At 50.8% G+C, this 18,397-nt stretch carries 18 protein-coding genes; 12 read left to right on the forward strand and 6 right to left on the reverse strand.

Annotated features, from left to right (window positions below):
• The first annotated feature begins 10 nt into the window (after window positions 1–10).
• The 3 genes from trmD (at window position 11) to ACQ66Q_RS00600 (ending at window position 2,623) form a co-directional block, all read left to right on the forward strand.
• Window positions 11–763: a tRNA (guanosine(37)-N1)-methyltransferase TrmD gene (gene trmD, locus ACQ66Q_RS00590; protein WP_430454999.1), complete on the forward strand. Its 753-nt coding sequence runs from the start codon at window positions 11–13 to the stop codon at window positions 761–763.
• A 25-nt stretch (window positions 764–788) separates the two neighbouring features.
• Window positions 789–1,148, forward strand: a complete 360-nt coding sequence (gene rplS / locus ACQ66Q_RS00595) for a 50S ribosomal protein L19 (RefSeq protein ID WP_208930711.1) — start codon at window positions 789–791, stop codon at window positions 1,146–1,148.
• 248 nt (window positions 1,149–1,396) lie between these two features.
• A complete protein-coding gene (locus tag ACQ66Q_RS00600; RefSeq protein WP_430455000.1) occupies window positions 1,397–2,623 on the forward strand; it encodes a threonine/serine ThrE exporter family protein in 1,227 nt (408 codons plus the stop codon).
• Window positions 2,624–2,657: 34 nt separating this feature from the next.
• Here the strand turns inward: ACQ66Q_RS00600 and ACQ66Q_RS00605 are convergent, their stop codons facing one another.
• Window positions 2,658–3,416: a substrate-binding periplasmic protein gene (locus tag ACQ66Q_RS00605; protein ID WP_430455001.1), complete on the reverse strand. Its 759-nt coding sequence runs from the start codon at window positions 3,414–3,416 to the stop codon at window positions 2,658–2,660.
• 364 nt (window positions 3,417–3,780) lie between these two features.
• Between ACQ66Q_RS00605 and ACQ66Q_RS00610 the strand changes: the two genes are divergently transcribed.
• From ACQ66Q_RS00610 to ACQ66Q_RS00630, 5 genes are all read left to right on the forward strand, one after another.
• Window positions 3,781–4,839, forward strand: coding sequence for a 3-deoxy-7-phosphoheptulonate synthase (locus ACQ66Q_RS00610; RefSeq protein ID WP_377241457.1), 1,059 nt, complete (start codon window positions 3,781–3,783; stop codon window positions 4,837–4,839).
• An 8-nt stretch (window positions 4,840–4,847) separates the two neighbouring features.
• On the forward strand, window positions 4,848–5,996 hold the full coding sequence (tyrA, locus tag ACQ66Q_RS00615) for a bifunctional chorismate mutase/prephenate dehydrogenase (protein ID WP_430455002.1): 1,149 nt from the start codon (window positions 4,848–4,850) through the stop codon (window positions 5,994–5,996).
• A gap of 56 nt (window positions 5,997–6,052) precedes the next feature.
• Window positions 6,053–6,778 carry a monofunctional biosynthetic peptidoglycan transglycosylase gene (mtgA, locus tag ACQ66Q_RS00620; protein WP_430455003.1) on the forward strand — a complete coding sequence of 242 codons (726 nt, stop codon included), beginning with the start codon at window positions 6,053–6,055 and terminating at the stop codon, window positions 6,776–6,778.
• Window positions 6,779–6,988: 210 nt separating this feature from the next.
• Window positions 6,989–8,479 (forward strand): alanine/glycine:cation symporter family protein, encoded by a 1,491-nt coding sequence (locus ACQ66Q_RS00625; protein WP_430455004.1) that lies wholly within the window; start codon window positions 6,989–6,991, stop codon window positions 8,477–8,479.
• Between the two features lie 76 nt (window positions 8,480–8,555).
• Window positions 8,556–9,071, forward strand: a complete 516-nt coding sequence (locus ACQ66Q_RS00630) for a GNAT family N-acetyltransferase (protein ID WP_430455005.1) — start codon at window positions 8,556–8,558, stop codon at window positions 9,069–9,071.
• On the opposite strand, the gene ACQ66Q_RS00635 is transcribed toward ACQ66Q_RS00630, so the two are convergent.
• Complete coding sequence (locus ACQ66Q_RS00635; protein WP_430455006.1) at window positions 9,053–9,301, reverse strand: hypothetical protein; 249 nt, start codon at window positions 9,299–9,301, stop codon at window positions 9,053–9,055. The genes ACQ66Q_RS00630 and ACQ66Q_RS00635 overlap by 19 nt on opposite strands.
• A 156-nt stretch (window positions 9,302–9,457) precedes the next feature.
• Here ACQ66Q_RS00635 and ACQ66Q_RS00640 point away from each other — a divergent pair, with 156 nt between their 5' ends.
• On the forward strand, window positions 9,458–10,462 hold the full coding sequence (locus tag ACQ66Q_RS00640; RefSeq protein ID WP_430455007.1) for a M14 family zinc carboxypeptidase: 1,005 nt from the start codon (window positions 9,458–9,460) through the stop codon (window positions 10,460–10,462).
• Window positions 10,447–11,184, forward strand: coding sequence for an alpha/beta fold hydrolase (locus ACQ66Q_RS00645; protein WP_430455008.1), 738 nt, complete (start codon window positions 10,447–10,449; stop codon window positions 11,182–11,184). The genes ACQ66Q_RS00640 and ACQ66Q_RS00645 overlap by 16 nt, the downstream gene beginning before the upstream one ends.
• Here the strand turns inward: ACQ66Q_RS00645 and ACQ66Q_RS00650 are convergent.
• Window positions 11,181–11,867 (reverse strand): tRNA-uridine aminocarboxypropyltransferase, encoded by a 687-nt coding sequence (locus tag ACQ66Q_RS00650; protein WP_430455009.1) that lies wholly within the window; start codon window positions 11,865–11,867, stop codon window positions 11,181–11,183. The two genes, ACQ66Q_RS00645 and ACQ66Q_RS00650, sit on opposite strands and share 4 nt — an antisense overlap.
• A 61-nt stretch (window positions 11,868–11,928) precedes the next feature.
• Complete coding sequence (gene aceK, locus ACQ66Q_RS00655; protein WP_430455010.1) at window positions 11,929–13,677, reverse strand: bifunctional isocitrate dehydrogenase kinase/phosphatase; 1,749 nt, start codon at window positions 13,675–13,677, stop codon at window positions 11,929–11,931.
• Between the two features lie 198 nt (window positions 13,678–13,875).
• Between aceK and ACQ66Q_RS00660 the strand changes: the two genes are divergently transcribed.
• A complete protein-coding gene (locus ACQ66Q_RS00660; protein WP_430455011.1) occupies window positions 13,876–14,169 on the forward strand; it encodes a DUF1840 domain-containing protein in 294 nt (97 codons plus the stop codon).
• 58 nt (window positions 14,170–14,227) lie between these two features.
• On the opposite strand, the gene ACQ66Q_RS00665 is transcribed toward ACQ66Q_RS00660, so the two are convergent.
• Window positions 14,228–15,757 carry an amidase gene (locus tag ACQ66Q_RS00665; RefSeq protein ID WP_430455012.1) on the reverse strand — a complete coding sequence of 510 codons (1,530 nt, stop codon included), beginning with the start codon at window positions 15,755–15,757 and terminating at the stop codon, window positions 14,228–14,230.
• Window positions 15,758–16,066: 309 nt separating this feature from the next.
• Here ACQ66Q_RS00665 and ACQ66Q_RS00670 point away from each other — a divergent pair, with 309 nt between their 5' ends.
• Window positions 16,067–16,786, forward strand: a complete 720-nt coding sequence (locus ACQ66Q_RS00670) for a hypothetical protein (protein ID WP_430455013.1) — start codon at window positions 16,067–16,069, stop codon at window positions 16,784–16,786.
• A 190-nt stretch (window positions 16,787–16,976) separates the two neighbouring features.
• Here the strand turns inward: ACQ66Q_RS00670 and ACQ66Q_RS00675 are convergent, their stop codons facing one another.
• The gene (locus ACQ66Q_RS00675; protein ID WP_430455014.1) at window positions 16,977–18,389 is read right to left on the reverse strand and encodes an FAD-dependent oxidoreductase; all 1,413 of its coding nucleotides are present in this window, start codon (window positions 18,387–18,389) and stop codon (window positions 16,977–16,979) included.
• Window positions 18,390–18,397: the final 8 nt, after the last annotated feature.

Genomic DNA, 18,397 nt, shown 5'->3' on the forward strand with positions numbered 1-18,397 from the left:
ACAGTACAACATGTGGTTTGGGGTCATTACCCTGTTTCCGCAGATGTTCGAGGCAATCACAAAATATGGTGTGACCAGCCGGGCAGTCAAAAACGGGCTGATTGATTTACAGTGCTGGAATCCGCGGGATTTTACCTCGGACAGACATAACACTGTAGACGACAGACCATTTGGTGGCGGTCCAGGTATGTTGATGATGGTGCAGCCGTTGACCGACGCAATCCGCGCCGCGAAAGCTGCCGCAGGGGAAGGGGTCCATACCATCTACTTATCGCCGCAAGGCCGTAAGTTAGATCAGGCAGGGGTCGCTGAACTGGCGAAACGTCCAAAGCTGTTGCTGGTAGCAGGTCGCTACGAAGGGATTGATGAACGCGTAATAGAGTCGGAAATTGACGAAGAATGGTCAATCGGCGATTACGTGCTGAGTGGGGGCGAATTGCCTGCGATGACGCTGATTGATGCGGTATCGCGACTAGTACCAGGCGTACTGGGGCATGACATGTCAGCAGTTGAGGATTCGTTTGCCTCCGGATTGCTGGATTGTCCGCACTATACCAGACCAGAAGTGTTAGACGGCAAACAGGTTCCCGCTGTACTACTCAGCGGACACCATGAAAACATCAGACGCTGGCGTTTGAAGCAGTCTCTCGGGAGAACATGGCTTCGGCGTCCGGAATTGTTAAATGTCCTGGCTCTGACTAAGGAGCAACGCAAACTTCTGGAAGAGTTCCAATCGGAACACCAGGCGTTGCAGCAACGATAGTTTATCCAGGTAAAGTGAGATTGTTATGAGCAAAGTTAGCCAAAACATCATCAAAGAACTTGAAAACGAACAGCTGAAAACAGACGTTCCAGCTTTCGGTCCAGGTGACACTGTGATTGTTCAAGTTAAAGTTAAAGAAGGCGATAAAACTCGTCTGCAGGCTTACGAAGGCGTTGTTATTGCCAAACGTAACCGTGGTTTACACTCAGCATTCACAGTTCGTAAAATTTCGAACGGTGAAGGTGTTGAGCGTGTATTCCAAACGCACAGCCCAATGATTGACAGCATCACGCTGAAACGTCGTGGTGCAGTACGCCGTGCCAAGCTTTACTTCTTACGCGATCGTTCAGGTAAATCAGCGCGTATCCGCGAAAAGCTTAACTAAGCACTTGAAGGCTGCCCCCGGGCAGCCTTTTTTTATGCTTAAATTTATTCCCCATTTTTTTGTATTGCAGTTATTCGTCTGTGGCATGCATGCAACATCAAGTTTAAATCTCGTCCTGCGCACAAAGTTTCAGCAAATAATTCTATCTCTGATTATTCAGCTTTTTTCTGCGTTCAGTCACCGCTATGCTGAGATCATCGCTGAAAGGTTAACGTCTTTCATTCACAGGTAACGCCAAGGAATTTACAGTGCATTCGGCTGAATTTATCGAAAAACGTCGGTTTATCGTCAAACTGGGAAAAATGCTGCACAAATTTGGCACGCCGGCCTACCGGCTTGAAGTGCATCTGTTAAATGTTGCGGAATTTCTTGGCATTGGCGCCGCTTTTGCTATCACACCTACAGTGCTGACTTTTGTCATCTGGCAACCCGGTGAAGACAGCGAATACACCCATGTTGCCAGAGTCATGCCCGGCGAGTTGGATTTGGGCTCGTTGTCCCGAACCGATGAAATCGTCGATGCTGTTGCAAATAATCTGATGACCTTGCAGGACGCGACGGCACGATTAAATGAAATTGCTGCAATGCCTAATCCGTATTCGCGTAAAGCGACATTTCTTGCATACGGTGCTGCCGGTGGCGCTTTTGCCATGCTGATGCAGGCAAGTTGGACTGATGTAGCTTATGCCACCGCGTTGAGCCTGCTAGTCTATCTGTTTGTGTTGTGGGCGGAGAAAAGCCGGCGAGTGACTAATATGCTGGAACCGCTGGTGGCACTGGTGTCGGCACTGGCAGCAACCGCGATAGCCGCATATTTTGATCCCTCCATCAATGTTCCAATTGTTGTACTTTCGGCCATCATTGTGTTTATACCGGGCCTGGCGCTGACGCTTGGATTGGCAGAGCTGGCGGCCCGGCATTTGGTGTCGGGCACTGCCCGCATCATGGATGCAGTGATGTTATTGTTTAAACTGTATTTTGGCGCTTTTTTAGGTATGGCATTGGGCGCCAAATTGTTCGGCGATGTGCCTTTTCAGCCAGGACTGGCCGTACCGGCCTGGACCAGCTGGCTGGCGGTGGCCGCACTGTGCGGATCATTGGTGATTGTGTTTCGCGCGCGCAAAAAGCATGCATTCTGGGGACTGTTATCAGGTTTTATTGCCTATGCGGCCAGCCAGGTTGGCGGTCTGTATCTCGGGCTGGCGTTGGGGGCATTTGTCGGCGCCTTTGCTGTTGGCATTTATGGCAATCTGTTTACCCGCTTTATGGATGCGCCAGCCAGTATCGTCTCATTACAAGGCATGATCGTATTGGTACCGGGTAGCAAGACCTATATCGGTTTGAACGCTTTTATTTCCGGCGAGCAGATCGTCTCTACCGACCATCTGGGCCAACAAACATTTTTGATTTTCATGTCTTTAGTTGCAGGTTTTATCTTTGCAAACGTGGCCTTGCCGCCGAAGAAAAGTTTGTAGTGGTAATGGATCAAGCTTTTATAGACGTGCTGGTTTAGTTCAGACGTTCTGACCAGCCAGACACGATTTTGTCAAATCGGCCATCTGCTTTGATGGCCTGCAGACTGCGGCGCAATGGCGCCACGACTGCTTCCGGAGTTTTCAGGCTGCAGGCCAGGTGAAAATCCAGCGGTAAATCAGGTAACACCAGCTGTTTGTGAAATTCAGCCGGTGCCAGGCCCGACTCGACCGCACGATACTTCAGAATGGTGTCATTAATGATGACAAGATCGATGCCCTGACGCCGGTTGGCCAGTACATTCAACATGCTCGAGACATTCTCCAGCACGTACAGATTTTTCCCTTCTTCAAACCCATGCTGCAATAAATAGTGATGCGTAACATCGTCCCGAGTTACCGCAATAACGTAGTTTTTAGCCTGCTCCAGCGAATGCAGCTTGATGTCCTTGCGACTTGCCAGGCCGTAAATTGCGGTGGTGTTATACGACAGCTCTCCAATCCACTGAAACAGCGCCTGCCGTTCTTTGCTTTTAGAAATAGAGTAAATACAGGTATTGGGGTCACGTAAAGCCAATTGGTACGCGCGGCTCCAGGATTGAAATTCAATCTGATAGGAAATTCCGGCATCCTGAAATGTTTGCCGCACGACGTCCGTTGCAAAGCCCGTCGCAGCGCCAGCTGTATCAATCTGAAAAGGCGGCAGATGTTCTGTGAATACCCGGACTTCTGCGCCAGACACCGGGGCCAGCATCAGTAGCAAAGTAATATTGCTGCAGATTCGTATTTTACGCACGCGGCTGCTACACCTTTGAAGTTCCGAGACCCTAACTTTAAACAGCTGAAGCTGGTCAGGCAAGCATTGGCTGGAAAATGTTCGCTTGGTTGGTCAGAACGGGCGAATGGCAGTGTTTTTTGTCAGATGGTCATCTCAATGCGAGAGGGTGTAATTTAAAATGTACAAAAGTTGCTGCACTGCAATGATTGTTGTAGGTACCATATTTATTGACTTTTATCATTGACATTGATTCATGCGCTTTTTAATATGTCGGCAATTTGTAATTATTAAAATACGGAATGTACACAAAGGTGTACGAGCGGAGTTCGGAGCGGTTCAGCCGATTGTACTCGAACTTCCACTGAATAAAGGAGCGAACACGATGAGCAAAATAGTTGACGATCTACGTATTCTGGCGGAGAAACCGTTGAGTCCGCCGCTGGTGCTGAAAAAAGCACTGCCATTATCAGAACAAGGGGCATTGTTTGTGCAGCAATCGCGCCGGGAGATTGCCGATATTGTGCACGGTCGGGATAAACGTTTGTTAGTGATCACCGGTCCTTGTTCGATCCATGATCCGGTTGCGGCTATTGATTACGCCGAGAGACTGAAGGCGTTGCAGTTACAATACGCCGACAGTCTGTACATCGTGATGCGGGTCTATTTTGAAAAACCACGCACGACTGTGGGCTGGAAAGGTTATATCAATGACCCGCATTTAAATGACTCATTTGATCTGGAAACCGGACTGACCCGCGGCCGTGAGTTATTGCTGAAGTTGGTCGACATGCAGTTGCCAACAGCGACCGAAGCATTGGATCCGATCAGCCCGCAATACCTGTCGGATTTAGTTTCCTGGGCCGCAATCGGCGCCCGGACTGTGGAAAGTCAAACTCACCGTGAAATGGCCAGTGGTCTTTCGATGCCCGTCGGTTTCAAAAACGGTACTGACGGTAATTTGAATATCGCTTTAAACGCGCTGCAGTCTGCTGCCAGTCCGCACAGTTTTATCGGTATCAATCAGCGCGGCGAAGTAGCGTTGGTACAAACCGCTGGTAATCCGGATGGACACATCATTCTGCGTGGCGGCAGTAAACCAAACTATGATGCGGACAGCATTAATGCCGCGGTGGCGGTGCTTGATAAGCATCAGTTGCCGCGTGGCATTGTGGTTGACTGCAGTCACGGCAATTCAAACAAAGACCATAACCGACAGCCACTGGTCGCTGAAGCTGTGGTGGCGCAGCGGGTAATGGGGAACGACGCCATTATTGGTCTGATGCTGGAAAGTAACATTTGTGGTGGTAAGCAGAATATCGAAAATGGCAAAGCAGAACTGTATGGTGTGTCTGTCACTGATGCCTGTATCGACTGGGCTACAACGGCACAGCTATTAGCGGGTCTGCATCATCAAATGTTAGGTGTTTGTCAGGCTGCCTGAGGATACTTATGACCATTTCAACTTCAGCCCAAGCAGCTTCAGCGGCAGAACTGGCGCCGCTGCGGCAACAAATTGATGCGATTGACACACAGCTGGTACAGCTTTTGGCTGCACGGGCCAAAGTCACAGCGCAAGTCGGTCAGGTCAAGCAGCAATATGCCTTACCTCTGTATGTGCCGGAGCGGGAAAAAGCGCTGCTGGAAGCGCGTCGTGCGCAGGCCGAAACCTTAGGGGTATCCCCCGAACTGGTGGAAGATGTGCTGCGCCGGGTGATGCGCGAGTCCTATTCCACGCAGGAAACTGGCTTTGTCTGCTGTCGCGAAGGCGGTGGCAAGGTCGTTGTTGTCGGTGGTCGCGGTGCACTGGGTCAACGCTTTGTCAGCTTGTTTCAGCGTTCGGGTTTTACGGTTTCTGTGCTGGAACACACAGATTGGCCGCAAGCGGCACAGATTTGCGCCGACGCCACGCTGGTTTTACTGGCGGTGCCAATCGCCGTAACGGATCAAGTCATTGCGATGCTGCCACAGCTACCAGCAGACTGCGTTCTGGCAGATATTACCAGTATCAAAGCTGCGCCGCTGCAGGCTATGTTGCAGCAGCATTCAGGCCCTGTGCTTGGCTTGCACCCAATGTTTGGTCCGGATATCAGTAATATCGTTAAACAAGTGGTAGTGGTGTGTCATGGTCGCGCCGCAGAGCAATATCAATGGTTGCTACAACAGTTTAGAGTTTGGGGGGCAGTACTCACTGAGAAAGATGCCCGGCAACATGATGAACTGATGCAGTTAATTCAGGCCATGCGCCACTTTAGTTCGCTGGTTTATGGTGTGCATCTGGCAGAAGAACATGCTGATTTGCCGCAACTGTTGGAACTGAGTTCGCCAATTTACCGCTTGGAATTAGCGATGGTGGGGCGGCTGTTTGCCCAAAATGCCGAACTCTATGCCGATATTATGCTGAGCTCTGTTGCTGTTACCGGTCTATTGCAGCGTTATCAGCACAGATTTAATCAATTATCGCATTTGCTGGCAGCGCGCGACAAAGCCGGGTTGATGGCGGAATTTGCCAAAGGTCAGGAGTTTTTTGGACCGCTTGCCAGCCAGTTCCTGCAGGAAAGCCGGCGTTTGCTGCAAAAGGCTGCCGATGAGCGCAGTTAAACCGAATTTTTCTGACTATTAAAAGCCGGAGTACCAAGTTAGACTGGTCTCCGGTTTTGTCAAAAGTCTGCAATCACTTGCTGAAACTCTCCGTTCACCGTTTTTTTCAACTGCTGCTGTCAGTGCTGCGCTACTGCATTCTGGGCGTATTGACGCTGGTGTTGCTGTTCGCGTACTTGCCTGTGCCTTATACTGGTGTGATGCTTGAGCGCCAGCTCAGCGCCTGGCTGGATGGTAAACCGCAGTATCAGGCACGTCACCAGTGGCGTGCGTTAGCGCAGATATCGCCAAATCTGCTACAGGCGGTGGTCGCAGCAGAAGATCAAAAATTTTTGCAGCATCGTGGTTTTGATTTGCAGGCGATAGAGAAAGCACTGGTCTACAACAGCAAAGGCCGTAAAGTGCGTGGTGCGTCGACCATCAGTCAGCAAACGGCAAAAAACGTATTTTTATGGACAGGCCGCAGCTGGGTGCGCAAAGGTCTGGAGAGTGGTTTGACACTGCTGATTGAAGGTGCCTGGGGCAAACAACGCATTCTGGAAGTCTATTTAAACAGCATAGAATTTGGCCCTGGTATATTTGGTGCCGAAGCTGCGGCACAGCGTTACTTTGGCATTTCGGCGGCAAAGTTGTCCCGTCAACAAGCTGCATTATTGGCGGCAGTACTACCAAACCCGCATCGTTTTTTGGTACAGGCGCCATCGCCTTATGTACGTAAACGCCAGCAGTGGATCCAGAAACAAATGCAGCAGCTCGCGCCAGTGCACCGGCAACTGCGCTGAAACTACTCCTACCTCTGGTCATTTTGCCGCTTTTCCCAGCAGAACCACCGTACTTTAGCGAAATAATACTGGGCGCATCCGACTTTAGTCGTTATCTTATGACGCTGATCTGCCGTGGGCTTTTGGACATCTTACTGACCTTGCCAGACTCTTGTCAGACAACGGTGCAGCAATAGCACCGCACTATAACAATCTCCGAGGAATCTACTAATGAATGAATTTGTTGCTGTGGTGAACGGCATCATCTGGAGCAAGGCGTTAATCGCACTTTGTCTCGGGGTGGGCCTGTATTTCTCCATACGCTCACGTTTCCTGCAATTACGTCATGTGCGCGAAATGATCCGGCTGATGTTTGACGGCAAAAGCTCTGACAGCGGGGTTTCATCTTTTCAGGCGCTGACAATGACGCTGGCAGGCCGGGTCGGGACAGGCAATATCGCCGGTGTCGCCACCGCTATCACTTTTGGTGGCCCAGGTGCGGTGTTCTGGATGTGGATGGTAGCGTTTTTAGGCGCCAGTTCTGCATTTGTTGAATCGACTTTAGGCCAGGTTTATAAAGAGAAAATCAATGGCCAGTACCGTGGTGGCCCGGCTTTTTATATTGAAAAAGGCCTCGGCATGAAATGGTATGCCTGGATTTTTGCCATTGCGACTATTTTTGCTACAGGGTTGTTGTTACCCGGCGTACAGGCAAATTCGATCGCGTCCAGTCTGGAAACTGCAGTCGGTATTTCGCCGAATGTTACTGCGGGTGTATTGGCTGTTGTTTTAGGCTTTATTATTTTTGGTGGTGTAAAGCGCATCGCAACTTTCGCTGAAATCGTCGTACCATTTATGGCGCTGGGCTACATCATTGTGGCTTGTGTGGTCATTGCATTGAACATCGAACAGTTGCCCGTGGTACTGAAATTGATCATCAACAGTGCTTTTGGTACTGAAGCCGCTTATGGCGCGATTCTTGGTTTGGCCATCGAGTGGGGCGTTAAACGTGGCGTCTATTCAAATGAGGCGGGTCAAGGTACAGGCCCGCATGCGTCTTCAGCAGCAGCTGTTTCCCATCCGGCCAAACAAGGCCTGGTACAGGGCTTCTCTGTCTATGTAGATACTTTGTTTGTCTGTTCCGCTACCGCATTTATGCTGTTAATTACTGGCCAGTATAATGTCCAGGCTGCCGATGGACAGGCTATTTATACTGGTGTGGCCGGTGTCGCTGCCGGCCCAGGCTATGTGCAGACCGCGCTTGAGAACGTCATGCCGGGTTTTGGCTCAATTTTTGTTGCTGTGGCGTTGTTGTTTTTCGCTTTTACTACAATTGTTGCGTACTACTACATCGCTGAAACTAATATTGCTTACATCAACCGCGCGGTATCGCGGCCTTGGCTGGGCTTCCTGCTGAAAATCGGCATCATGGCCGCTGTTGTCTATGGCACGGTAAAAACTGCGGATATGGCATGGGCCTTGGGTGACATCGGGGTGGGTCTTATGGCCTGGCTGAACATCATTGCGATCATTCTGCTGCACAAGACCGCTTTTAAGTGTCTGCGCGACTATGAAGCCCAAAAAGCCGAAGGCAAAGATCCAGTGTTCCATCCAGAAAAACTCGGCATTAAAAATGCGCATTACTGGGAAGGAAAAACGGACGAGGAACTGTTAAGCTCCAGTCTGACGAAGCTGGCAGAACAAGACCAAAAACGCGTTTAACAGCATCGAAAAAAAAGGCCAGTCTGAGACTGGCCTTTTTTTGTCCAAGTCTGCGCGGGTATCGAAGAGGGACATTATGGCGATTATTTTAACGACTGACCGTTTGCGCTTGCGTCATGCCGAGTGTCGCGACGCTCCGGCAATGTTATTGCTACTAAACGAAGCTGGATTCTTGCAGAACATCGGCGACAAGCAAGTGCGGGATCTCGCTGGTGCAGAGCAGTATCTGCAAAATGGTCCCATCGCCAGTTATCTGCAACATGGCTTTGGTTTGTATTTAATTGAGCGCTTGTCAGATGATGCTGTACTCGGTTTGTGTGGCTTAGTACAACGTGATTATCTGGACCGGCCAGATGTGGGTTACGCGCTGTTTGAGCAATTCAGTGGTGCTGGATATACCTCTGAAGCTGCATTAGCCGTAGTGCAATTTGCCCGGGAACAACTTGGTATACGGCAGCTTTGTGGCATTGTTTCGCCACACAATCTGGCGTCAAAACGCATTCTGGAAAAGGTAGGTATGCTACAAGTGGGGCAAAAAATAGTGCCTGGTTCAGACAAACTGGTTGATTATTATCAACTGGATTTGGTCTGACTGCTGTCATCGCGTTGACGTAAAAAATCCTGATATTTTTTGCCGGCAACATCTTTCAGGCAGCTTTCAGATAATGGTGCCGGTAACAACCGGCATTGCGCCCGCTGTTCGTCACGCATCTTATTGAACCAATATTCTTCACTGCCGCGTTGCGGGTTCTGACAGGCAACCAGCGCTGGCAGTAACAGGCTTAGCAATAGCAGCGTTTTGCACGACATGGTGTGGTCCATTCCATAATTCCTTTGGGTACTATGCCACAGCCGGACTATTGTCCGCTACTGACGATAAGACCTGCAGTGGCTTGTAGTGAAATTTCACTAAACTGCCATAAAACTGCGGCTGTGGTGCCTTATGCTGAGTTTTTATCCACCATTACCGGAGCGGCTTTGCAAGATTCTCTGCCAGAGCTGCATCAGCTGGAATTGCTGCTACGCCATGCGCCTGCACCGGTAAGTGCACAGGTCTTGGCGATGGTCAGTGCTGCTGACCAACAATATCCGCTTTACGCTATTTCTGTCGGCAATGCAGCGCCGGGCAAGCCGGTATTGTTACTCACCGGTGGCATTCATGGCCTCGAACGGATCGGTACTCAGGTATTGTTGGCTTATCTGGAAAGTTTGTGTAGCCGGTTACGTTGGGACCAGCAATTTGCTGCGCTGTTCGATAGGGTACAGCTGTATATATTGCCTTTGTTGAATCCGGGAGGCATGGCTCGCGGTTGGCGCTCTAATGCCCGGCATGTTGATTTAATGCGCAACGCCCCACAAGACTGTGTGGAAGGTGCGGCGTTTTTAGTTGGCGGCCAGCGTTACAGTAAATTTATCCCCTGGTTTCGTGGCGCCGCCGATCAACTGGAAACGGAAAGCCGGGTGTTGTGCGATTTCGTGCAGCAACGCCTATTCAGCGCGCCTTTTTCACTGGTCCTTGATTGCCATTCCGGTTTTGGCCAGACCGATCGGTTGTGGTTTCCGTATGCGAAATCCAGTACGCAGCCGATTGCCCATTTGGCGCAAATGCACCGTCTCCGGGAGTTATTGTTTCAAACCTATCCGCATCAGAATTACATTTTTGAACCGCAATGCCGGCATTACCTCTGCCATGGTGACTTATGGGACCATTTATTTGATCAGTCGTTGCAACATAATCATTTAATGCTGCCACTGACCCTGGAAATGGGTTCGTGGAATTGGGTGCGGAAAAATCCGTTTCAGCTATTTAAAAGTCATGGGTTGTTCCATCCGGTGAAACCACACCGGGTGAAACGGGTGCTACGCAGTCACCTGATTTTGTTTGAATTTTTGCTACAGGCGACAGCGGCGTCGGCACATTGGCTGCCCACAGTGGATAGTCGGAATGCAGTGGAGGCGAATGACTTATGGTACAGCCAGTAGTACTGTTGCGTGGCTTAGCCCGCGAGCAGGCGCATTGGGGCGATTTTCCGGCAAGGCTGGCGCAACAAAGCGCAAGGCCGGTCTGGTGTCAGGATCTGCCGGGGATGGGGCAGTTTCATCAGGAGCAGAGTCCGGCTGATATGACGCGTCTGGCTGAATTAATGTTGCCAAGGCTACGCCGCCAGCATCCGGGGCCCTGGCATTTGGTTGCGATGTCACTCGGTGCCATGCTGGCAGTACAACTGGCCGCCTTAGCGCCGCAACAGGTTGCTTCCTTGGTATTGATTAATACCAGTGCCGGAACGCTCACGCCTTTTTATCAGCGTTTACGCTGGCAGCAGTATCCAAAGGTGCTGAGTGCTTTTTTCGCCCCCGTATCACAGCGCGAACGGCTGATCCTGCAATTGACCAGTCATCGTTGGCAGCCACAGCAACTGCTTCAGGCCGTCGATATCGCACGGCATAGGCCGGTCCAGCGGCTGAACGTGCTGCGACAACTGATGGCGGCCAGCCGGTTTAGTTTGCCGGCAAAACCGCAATGCCCGATGTTGTTACTCAGTGGGGGAGCCGATCAGCTGGTTGATCCAATCTGTAGCCAACGACTGGCTGAATACTGGCAAGTCCAGCATCGGCAGCACCCGCATGCCGGGCACGATGTGGTGCTGGATGCTCCGGACTGGTTACTCGGTCAGCTCTTGCAGTTTTATGCGAGTGCAGATTAGCTTTCGTCAAAATGCAGATGGGGTTTACCGGCCATGTACTGTCGGCGGAAATGTTGGAAATAGCTGGTCAAATCGGCGGATGCCTGATGATCTGCAGCTAGCTGTAATACTTCGATCCCTACTTCTGCAGTGCAAAGCTGATGCAAATGCGCCGCCTCGCGCAGGACATAACCGGATGCCACGGTCGGATTGATGCCTAAAACCGGAAAGGTATCAAGGTAGGGGCTTTTACTGAACATCTTTTTCGCTTCGCGCCAGGTGCCATCCAGCATGATAAACAGTGGTTTTTTTGTGCCGGTCTGCAATTCGTGCGGAATTGCGCTGATACAGCGCTCAGCGGCGGCGTATTCATGAGGGAATACTACAATAGGAGCGTAATCCGGCTGTTGCAGTAGTTGTAATAATGCCGGGTCCGGACTGGTGCGGTCCCAGACATAGGCATGGCTGTCGGCGGCTACATCCGCAATGAGCCGGCCTGTATTGCTTGGTTTGTAGCATTCACCGGTATACATCAGAAACAAAAACGCACTGCGGGCTGAAGGCGCAGGGATTGCCGCACAGATACAATCAGCCTTTGGCAGCAAACAACCGTCACAGCGGATCACTTTACTGCCACGGGCATTAAAAGGTTTGGTGGTTTTTGCAAGCTCGCGCAGGCGCAGCTCCAGCACTACATTAGCCAAAGTAAAATCCCGGCAACTGAAAAGGCCGGCATTTTAGCGCAGTTCTCGGCTGAACGGTTCACTAACTTTTTTTCGCGAATTCCGGCGGGTATAAACTCACAAACCGTTGTTGCTGTGGATAGGCAAACACATCTTCTACCATGCCACTACGGATCCGTTGCTGTTTTTGTTGCCAATAGCTGGCTTCGAGCAACTCCGGATGCAGCTCCTGCAACAACTGGCGAAGTTCCGGTTGCGCTGTGACAAAAGTGGCGATCTGTTCCGGAAAGACGTCACCCGGGTGGATGGGATACCACGGCTCTGCACTGAGCATATCGTCCCAGTTCTCCGCTGGTGGTATGGCGCGGAAGTTCATATCGAGTAAATACTGCACTTCGTCGTAGTCGTAAAACACCACACGGCCATGACGGGTGACGCCGAAATTCTTCAGCAACATGTCGCCCGGAAAGATATTGGCAGCAATCATATCTTTCAGCGCCTGACCATAGTCCTGCATCAGCCGGCGTTTTTCGGCCGGCCCGGCTTGCTCCAGCGCCAGATTCAGCGGCAACATGCGTCTTTCAATATACAGATGTTTGATCACGACCAGCTCATCTTCGATCACCAGCGAGCTGGCGATGCTCTGTTGCAGCTCCGCTAAGAGTTCGACTGAAAAGCGGTTTCTCGGCAAAGCGACATCGGAATACTCCAGCGTATCGGCCATCCGGCCGACCCGGTCATGAGTTTTGACCAGATGATAACGGCGTTTGACGGTATCGCGACCAAACGGCTTGGTATCGGCGAAACGGTCACGGATCACTTTGAAAACATAAGGAAAAGAAGGCAGCGTAAACACCATCATCACCATGCCGCGGATACCGGGTGCTGCAACAAAAGTGTCGCGGCTCTGGGCCAAATGCTGCAGTAGCTCGCGGTAAAACTCGGTTTTACCCTGTTTGTGCAGGCCAACCGAGGCATAGAGTTCAGCAAGGGTTTTATGCGGCAACAGTTCTTTTAAAAAATGCACTAAGGCCGAAGGCACCGGGACATCGACCATAAAGTAGGCCCGGGAAAAGCCGAAGATGATGGTCATTTGCTGGGTGTCGGTGATCAGGCTATCGACATAAAGCCCGCGGCTGCGCTGATGTAACAGCGGCATGATAAAAGGCTGCTGGCCATCCGGGCTGACCACGCGACCGACCACGTAGGCGGCTTTGTTGCGGTAAAACACCGATTTCAGAATATCAAAGCGGATTTGATGCACCGGGTGGCGGCCGTGACTGGACTGCGCGACAAAGGTCTTCACAATCAGCCGGATGTCGCGGTCCAGATTTTCAAAAGGCACTCCCAGGCTAAAACCGCTGAGAATACGACGTAAGCATTGGCGCAGGCCGTCCTGTGCCGGAAAATAGCTGTCATAGACCGATGCCACCGGGGCGGGCAATTGCTGTTTGCTTAAGGTCGATTCGACAAAAATATTCTGATTATGGAAATATTGCCGGTCAAACAACTGGCAAAACACCGAGTTGTAGAAGGTTTCAGCCAGTTCAGCCTGCGGGTGGAATTGCAGATAAACCAGATAATGCTGTTTTACTTGCTGCCACAAGGCCTCATCGAGGCAATGGACCGGTAATTCCTGCTGCAGCACGGCGATAGTTTCGCTGACCCTGGTATCGTAATAAGAAATGCGTTCGGCATTGTCGGTTAAAAAACCGCTCCAGTCGGCCGAGGCGAATCTTTGCTGGGCATTAGCGGTGATTTGTTGAAACAGCCGGAAATGGCGGCGAAAACCCCGCATGACGATGTCGGCGATATGCTGAGCTTGTGGCATAAGATATTTAGAGTTAATGCTCAATTTATTGGTTATACCTTGTTCGATACGAGCTGTAAATCGAACTTTAGTCCGTTGTCCGGAACTGTGTTTTAACAGGGCGGCAGAGATGCTTGAGCTGCGCAGCGGGAGCGGAGTATAGTGGTTGTCCCGCTCGTTCCGTTGTTTGAACTGTCAGTGTCAGAGGAGTGCAAACAAATGTTAGTTACTTTCCATAGCAAAGATCATTACCCTATTACTATGTTTGGTGATCCGGCATTGCAGCTGATTCAGCTGATGGGGGCACAACCGAAAGTTCCGGGTGCATTTTATGCTGATGATGTACCGCAGGCGTTGTGGCAGCTGCAGGAAGCGCTGGCTGATGTGACTGATACACCAATGCCCCAACAACCGGGCGAAGAGCCGGCCGTCGGCTTAAAACAGAGGGCTGTGCCGTTGCTGGATATGCTCAAAGCTGCAGTAAAAGCACAGCATAGTATCCATTGGGACTGATTGAGACGGGAACAGAAGCCAGCCATACCTTCGAGCTGGCTTCTGTAGCAGAAGTGACTTACAGATTGGTTTGGTAGGTCGGCGCCGCAGCAGGCCCCCGTTGTCGCTCCAGCGCATGCGCCAAACCTATCATGTCAGCTTCCTGCCAGGGTTTACCGATGAGACTGACGCCGAGCGGCAGATGACCATCAAAGCCGGCCGGCAGGGTCAACGATGGATAGCCGGAAATGGCCGCAGCACTGGCGGAACCAAAGTTGTATTGATCGCCTTTGACGTGGTCAATAGCCCAGGCAGGACCCGTTGCCGGCACTATCACCAAAGTCCCATTGACTAAATCTTCATCCAGCAAAGCAGCGGCCATTTGCTGAGAACGTTGACGGGCCTGTTGATAGGCAGCTTTTTGTTTCTCCAGGTCAATGGCTGCCGCCTGTTCCAAATATTGCTGACCAAAAAACGCCAAAGCGGTTTTGCCTTGTTGTTGGTTAAAGGCAATGATGCTCTTGATATCCCTGGCAGTTGCCGGTGCTTTGAAATCCTGTAGCCACTGGTTTAAATCGCGTTTGTATTCATAGACTAAGACGGTCAATTCATCCTGGTAGACTGAGTCTGCCAACTGCCACGTCTGACGCTCTTTCACGGTAACCCCTAAAGCGGTCAGCTGTTTTTTCAGCTCGTCCAGCATCTTACCCACCGCTGGATAGTCCTTGTCATAATGCCGGATTAACACTACTTGTTTTACCGGCTGCTGCGTGATTGCGGCATTGAGGTCGCCATATTTTTGCTGTGCCTGTGGTGTGGCGATAACCTGCAACAAGGCCGCAGCATCGGCGACGTTACGTGTCATTGGTCCGGCAGTATCCTGCGAGCTGGCGATTGGAATAATGCCGTGGCCAGAAACAGCCCCATGCGTTGGCTTAATACCAACAATATTATTGATCGCGGCAGGGCAGGTAATAGAGCCGTCAGTTTCAGTGCCCACAGCCAATAAAGTTAAATCGGCGGCTACTGCCGCACCGGAGCCGGAGCTGGAACCACATGGGCTTTGGCTCAATACATAAGGGTTTTTGGTTTGACCGCCGAGCGCTGACCAACCGCTGGCGGAGCCTTCACCACGAAAGTTTGCCCATTCCGATAAATTGGTTTTACCGAGGATCACGGCACCAGCTTTACGTAATTGGGCGACCAGCGCTGCATCGACACTGGTTTTAAAATCTCTCAATACCAGGGCGCCCGCTGTTGTTGGCAATTGGTCAGCCGTTGCAATATTGGCTTTGAGCAGCACTGGCATACCATGTAACGGGCCACGGATGTTGCCGGCCCGCCGTTCGGCATCCAGTTGCTTGGCTTGAGTCAGCGCGTCGCTGTTGATATCCGTGACTGCATGCAGGGTAGGGCCCTGGTCGTCCAGCTGTGTTATACGTGCCAGATAATAGTCGGTGAGTTCCTGTGAACTGAGCTTGCCTTGTTGCTGTAGATTTTGCGCTTGATTAAGAGATAAGCGGGACAGGTCTGCGACGGTCGGAGCTTTCGCCAAAGCTGCTGCAGGGGAAATAACTAACAGTAAATACGACAAACGAAACAAAGACATATCATGCTCCTTTTCAGTATATCTACCCTAGCATGAGGGATGGTATTTAACAAATTACTTACAGGTTTTAGCCGCCGCAAAATTATATCCATCTATCGAAAGGTAACAATTGCAGCTCACTGGTTGCGAGAAAGAGTATTTGCTCTACTTTTTTCACAAATTCATTTCTATTGTCTATCTACTTTACAAGTTCCTAAAATAGCACATCTACTTAACGATTAAGTATATGAATTACATGAAGAATGTGGTTTGGCATGCTTCCTGCTAATCTACCGTTGTTTTAACATCAAATGACAAGGAACTATAATCGTGAAAATTAAGTTATTCGCAGCTGCATTGCTGTTAGCCGCTTCTTCTGCACAAGCAACTATCGCAACTGTGTTCGAAGGGATCCCAACAGGTTCAGCCAAATTCAACACCACAGTTATCAATGCCGGTGGCACTGTTAAAACTGACATTTGGACTGACCTGATGAGTGGTACAGTTATCGACCGTGGTGATTATTCAATCTCCCGCACAAATGGCAACTGGATGTCAGTTGGTGGTTACGGCACTATGTCTGGTAACACTATTGATATCAGCCCAAACGATCCATCACGTGATACTTTAGGTTCAAAAATAAGTGGTATCACTTTTACTTTTGACAACCCAATTAACTCTTTTGGTTTTGAAGTGGGTGACTGGGCGACTTGCTGTCATAACCCAACCACTGATCTGTTTATCTCCTTTGATAACGGCGCCCCAATCCTGGTTGCTTCAGCTTCTCAATATGGCGAAGGTCTGTTTAAGAATAGATTCGGCGATTTAGTCCATGAGATCTTTGTTGCTGCTTTTGACGACAGCGGTACTTTCTCAAAAGTGCAATTCTGGGGTAACGGTTACGGTGAATACCTGGTTGCAGGTGGTCAGGTGAAATACGCACTGATCGACGAAGGCAGCCTGCCACCAACTCCAGGTGTTCCGGCACCAGCTTCTGCTGTGCTGCTGGGCTTAGGTTTACTGGCTCTGCGTTTACGCAAACGTGCTTAATTTGCATTGATAAGAAAAAACCCGGCTTGCCGGGTTTTTTTTATGTCCATGGAAGGACGGTACGGTGAGTCAGGGATTTCGAAACGCCAACAGTTTGGCGTTTCGCCTGATGAACGCCATTCGCTCTGCGAATGGAAAATGCAGGCTCGTGGTGCCCAGAGCTTTTCGGCGATGTCGAGCCTAGAGTCTTTTACACTGCCAGATAATCCAGAATACCTTCCGCGGCTTTGCGGCCTTGTGCGATAGCGGTGACTACTAAGTCAGAACCCCGCACCATATCACCACCGGCGAAAATCTTCTGTTGGCTGGTTTGCAGCGGAAACAGACTATCTTCTGCTGCCACAACCCGGCCTTTGCTATCGAGCGCAACACCTTGGTCGGCCAGCCATTTTGGTGGGCTTGGCTGGAAACCAAAGGCGACAATCACCGCGTCAGCATCCAGTACTTGCTCTGAACCTGCTACCGGCTCTGGCGAGCGGCGGCCTTTAGCATCTGGTGCACCTAAAGCAGTGGTGACTACTTTGACGCCAACAGCTTCGCCTTGGGCATTCACTTCGATGCCCAGTGGCTGCAGGTTAAACATGAACTCCACACCTTCTTCGCGCGCATTTTGTACTTCACGGCGCGAACCCGGCATGTTGGCTTCATCACGACGATAAGCACAAATCACTTTGCTGGCGCCCTGGCGAATCGCCGTGCGCACGCAGTCCATCGCAGTATCACCACCACCGAGTACCACGACTTTTTTGCCTTTTAAGTCGACAAACGGATGTTCAGTGGTCCAGTTGTGCAGATTGTTCACGTTGCCGATTAAATAAGGCAGAGCTTCATACACGCCCGGCGCGTTTTCATTAGCAAGGCCGCCTTGCATCGGCGTGTAAGTACCCAGCGCCAGGAAGACTGCATCGTACTGTTCCAATAAGCTGTCGAAGCTGACGTCGACTCCGACTGTGGTATTGAGGCGGAACTCAATGCCCATTTCAGTGAAGATCTCGCGGCGCAGTTTCAGTACGTCTTTTTCCAGTTTAAATGGCGGAATACCAAAGGTCAGCAGGCCGCCGATTTCCGGATATTTATCAAATACCACTGGAGTCACGCCGTTACGGACCAGTACGTCGGCACAAGCCAAACCGGCCGGGCCTGCGCCAATCACCGCGACTTTTTTATCGGTTTTCACTACTGCGGATAAATCCGGCCGCCAGCCCATCTGGAAGGCTTTGTCGGTGATGTACTTTTCAATAGAGCCGATAGTGACAGCGCCAAACCCTTCGTTGAGCGTACAGGCACCTTCACAAAGCCGGTCCTGCGGACAAACCCGGCCACAGACTTCTGGCAGCGAGTTGGTTTTGTGTGCCAGCTCAGCCGCTTCCACAATACGACCGTCGTTGGCGAGCTTCAGCCACTGTGGAATGTAGTTATGCACCGGGCATTTCCATTCACAATAAGGATTGCCGCAGTCCAGACAACGGTCGGCCTGACCTGCCGCCTGGGTGTCGGTCATCGGCTGATAAATTTCAACAAACTCAATAGTGCGGGCATCCAGCGATTTTTTCGGTGGGTCCACCCGCTTTACATCGATAAACTGATAAACGTTCTGAGCCATAGGTTCCT

Source organism: Rheinheimera sp. (assembly GCF_965283995.1).
Taxonomy (GTDB): Bacteria; Pseudomonadota; Gammaproteobacteria; order Enterobacterales; family Alteromonadaceae; genus Pararheinheimera.

Bases quoted from the DNA above. Each gene is read 5' to 3' on its own strand.
- trmD (WP_430454999.1), top strand. From the start codon at position 11: ATGTGGTTTGGGGTCATTACCCTGTTTCCGCAGATGTTCGAGGCAATC.
- rplS (WP_208930711.1), top strand. From the start codon at position 789: ATGAGCAAAGTTAGCCAAAACATCATCAAAGAACTTGAAAACGAACAG.
- ACQ66Q_RS00610 (WP_377241457.1), top strand. From the start codon at position 3,781: ATGAGCAAAATAGTTGACGATCTACGTATTCTGGCGGAGAAACCGTTG.
- tyrA (WP_430455002.1), top strand. From the start codon at position 4,848: ATGACCATTTCAACTTCAGCCCAAGCAGCTTCAGCGGCAGAACTGGCG.
- ACQ66Q_RS00625 (WP_430455004.1), top strand. From the start codon at position 6,989: ATGAATGAATTTGTTGCTGTGGTGAACGGCATCATCTGGAGCAAGGCG.
- ACQ66Q_RS00630 (WP_430455005.1), top strand. From the start codon at position 8,556: ATGGCGATTATTTTAACGACTGACCGTTTGCGCTTGCGTCATGCCGAG.
- ACQ66Q_RS00635 (WP_430455006.1), bottom strand. From the start codon at position 9,301: ATGGACCACACCATGTCGTGCAAAACGCTGCTATTGCTAAGCCTGTTA.
- ACQ66Q_RS00645 (WP_430455008.1), top strand. From the start codon at position 10,447: ATGGTACAGCCAGTAGTACTGTTGCGTGGCTTAGCCCGCGAGCAGGCG.
- aceK (WP_430455010.1), bottom strand. From the start codon at position 13,677: ATGCCACAAGCTCAGCATATCGCCGACATCGTCATGCGGGGTTTTCGC.
- ACQ66Q_RS00660 (WP_430455011.1), top strand. From the start codon at position 13,876: ATGTTAGTTACTTTCCATAGCAAAGATCATTACCCTATTACTATGTTT.
- ACQ66Q_RS00665 (WP_430455012.1), bottom strand. From the start codon at position 15,757: ATGTCTTTGTTTCGTTTGTCGTATTTACTGTTAGTTATTTCCCCTGCA.
- ACQ66Q_RS00675 (WP_430455014.1), bottom strand. From the start codon at position 18,389: ATGGCTCAGAACGTTTATCAGTTTATCGATGTAAAGCGGGTGGACCCA.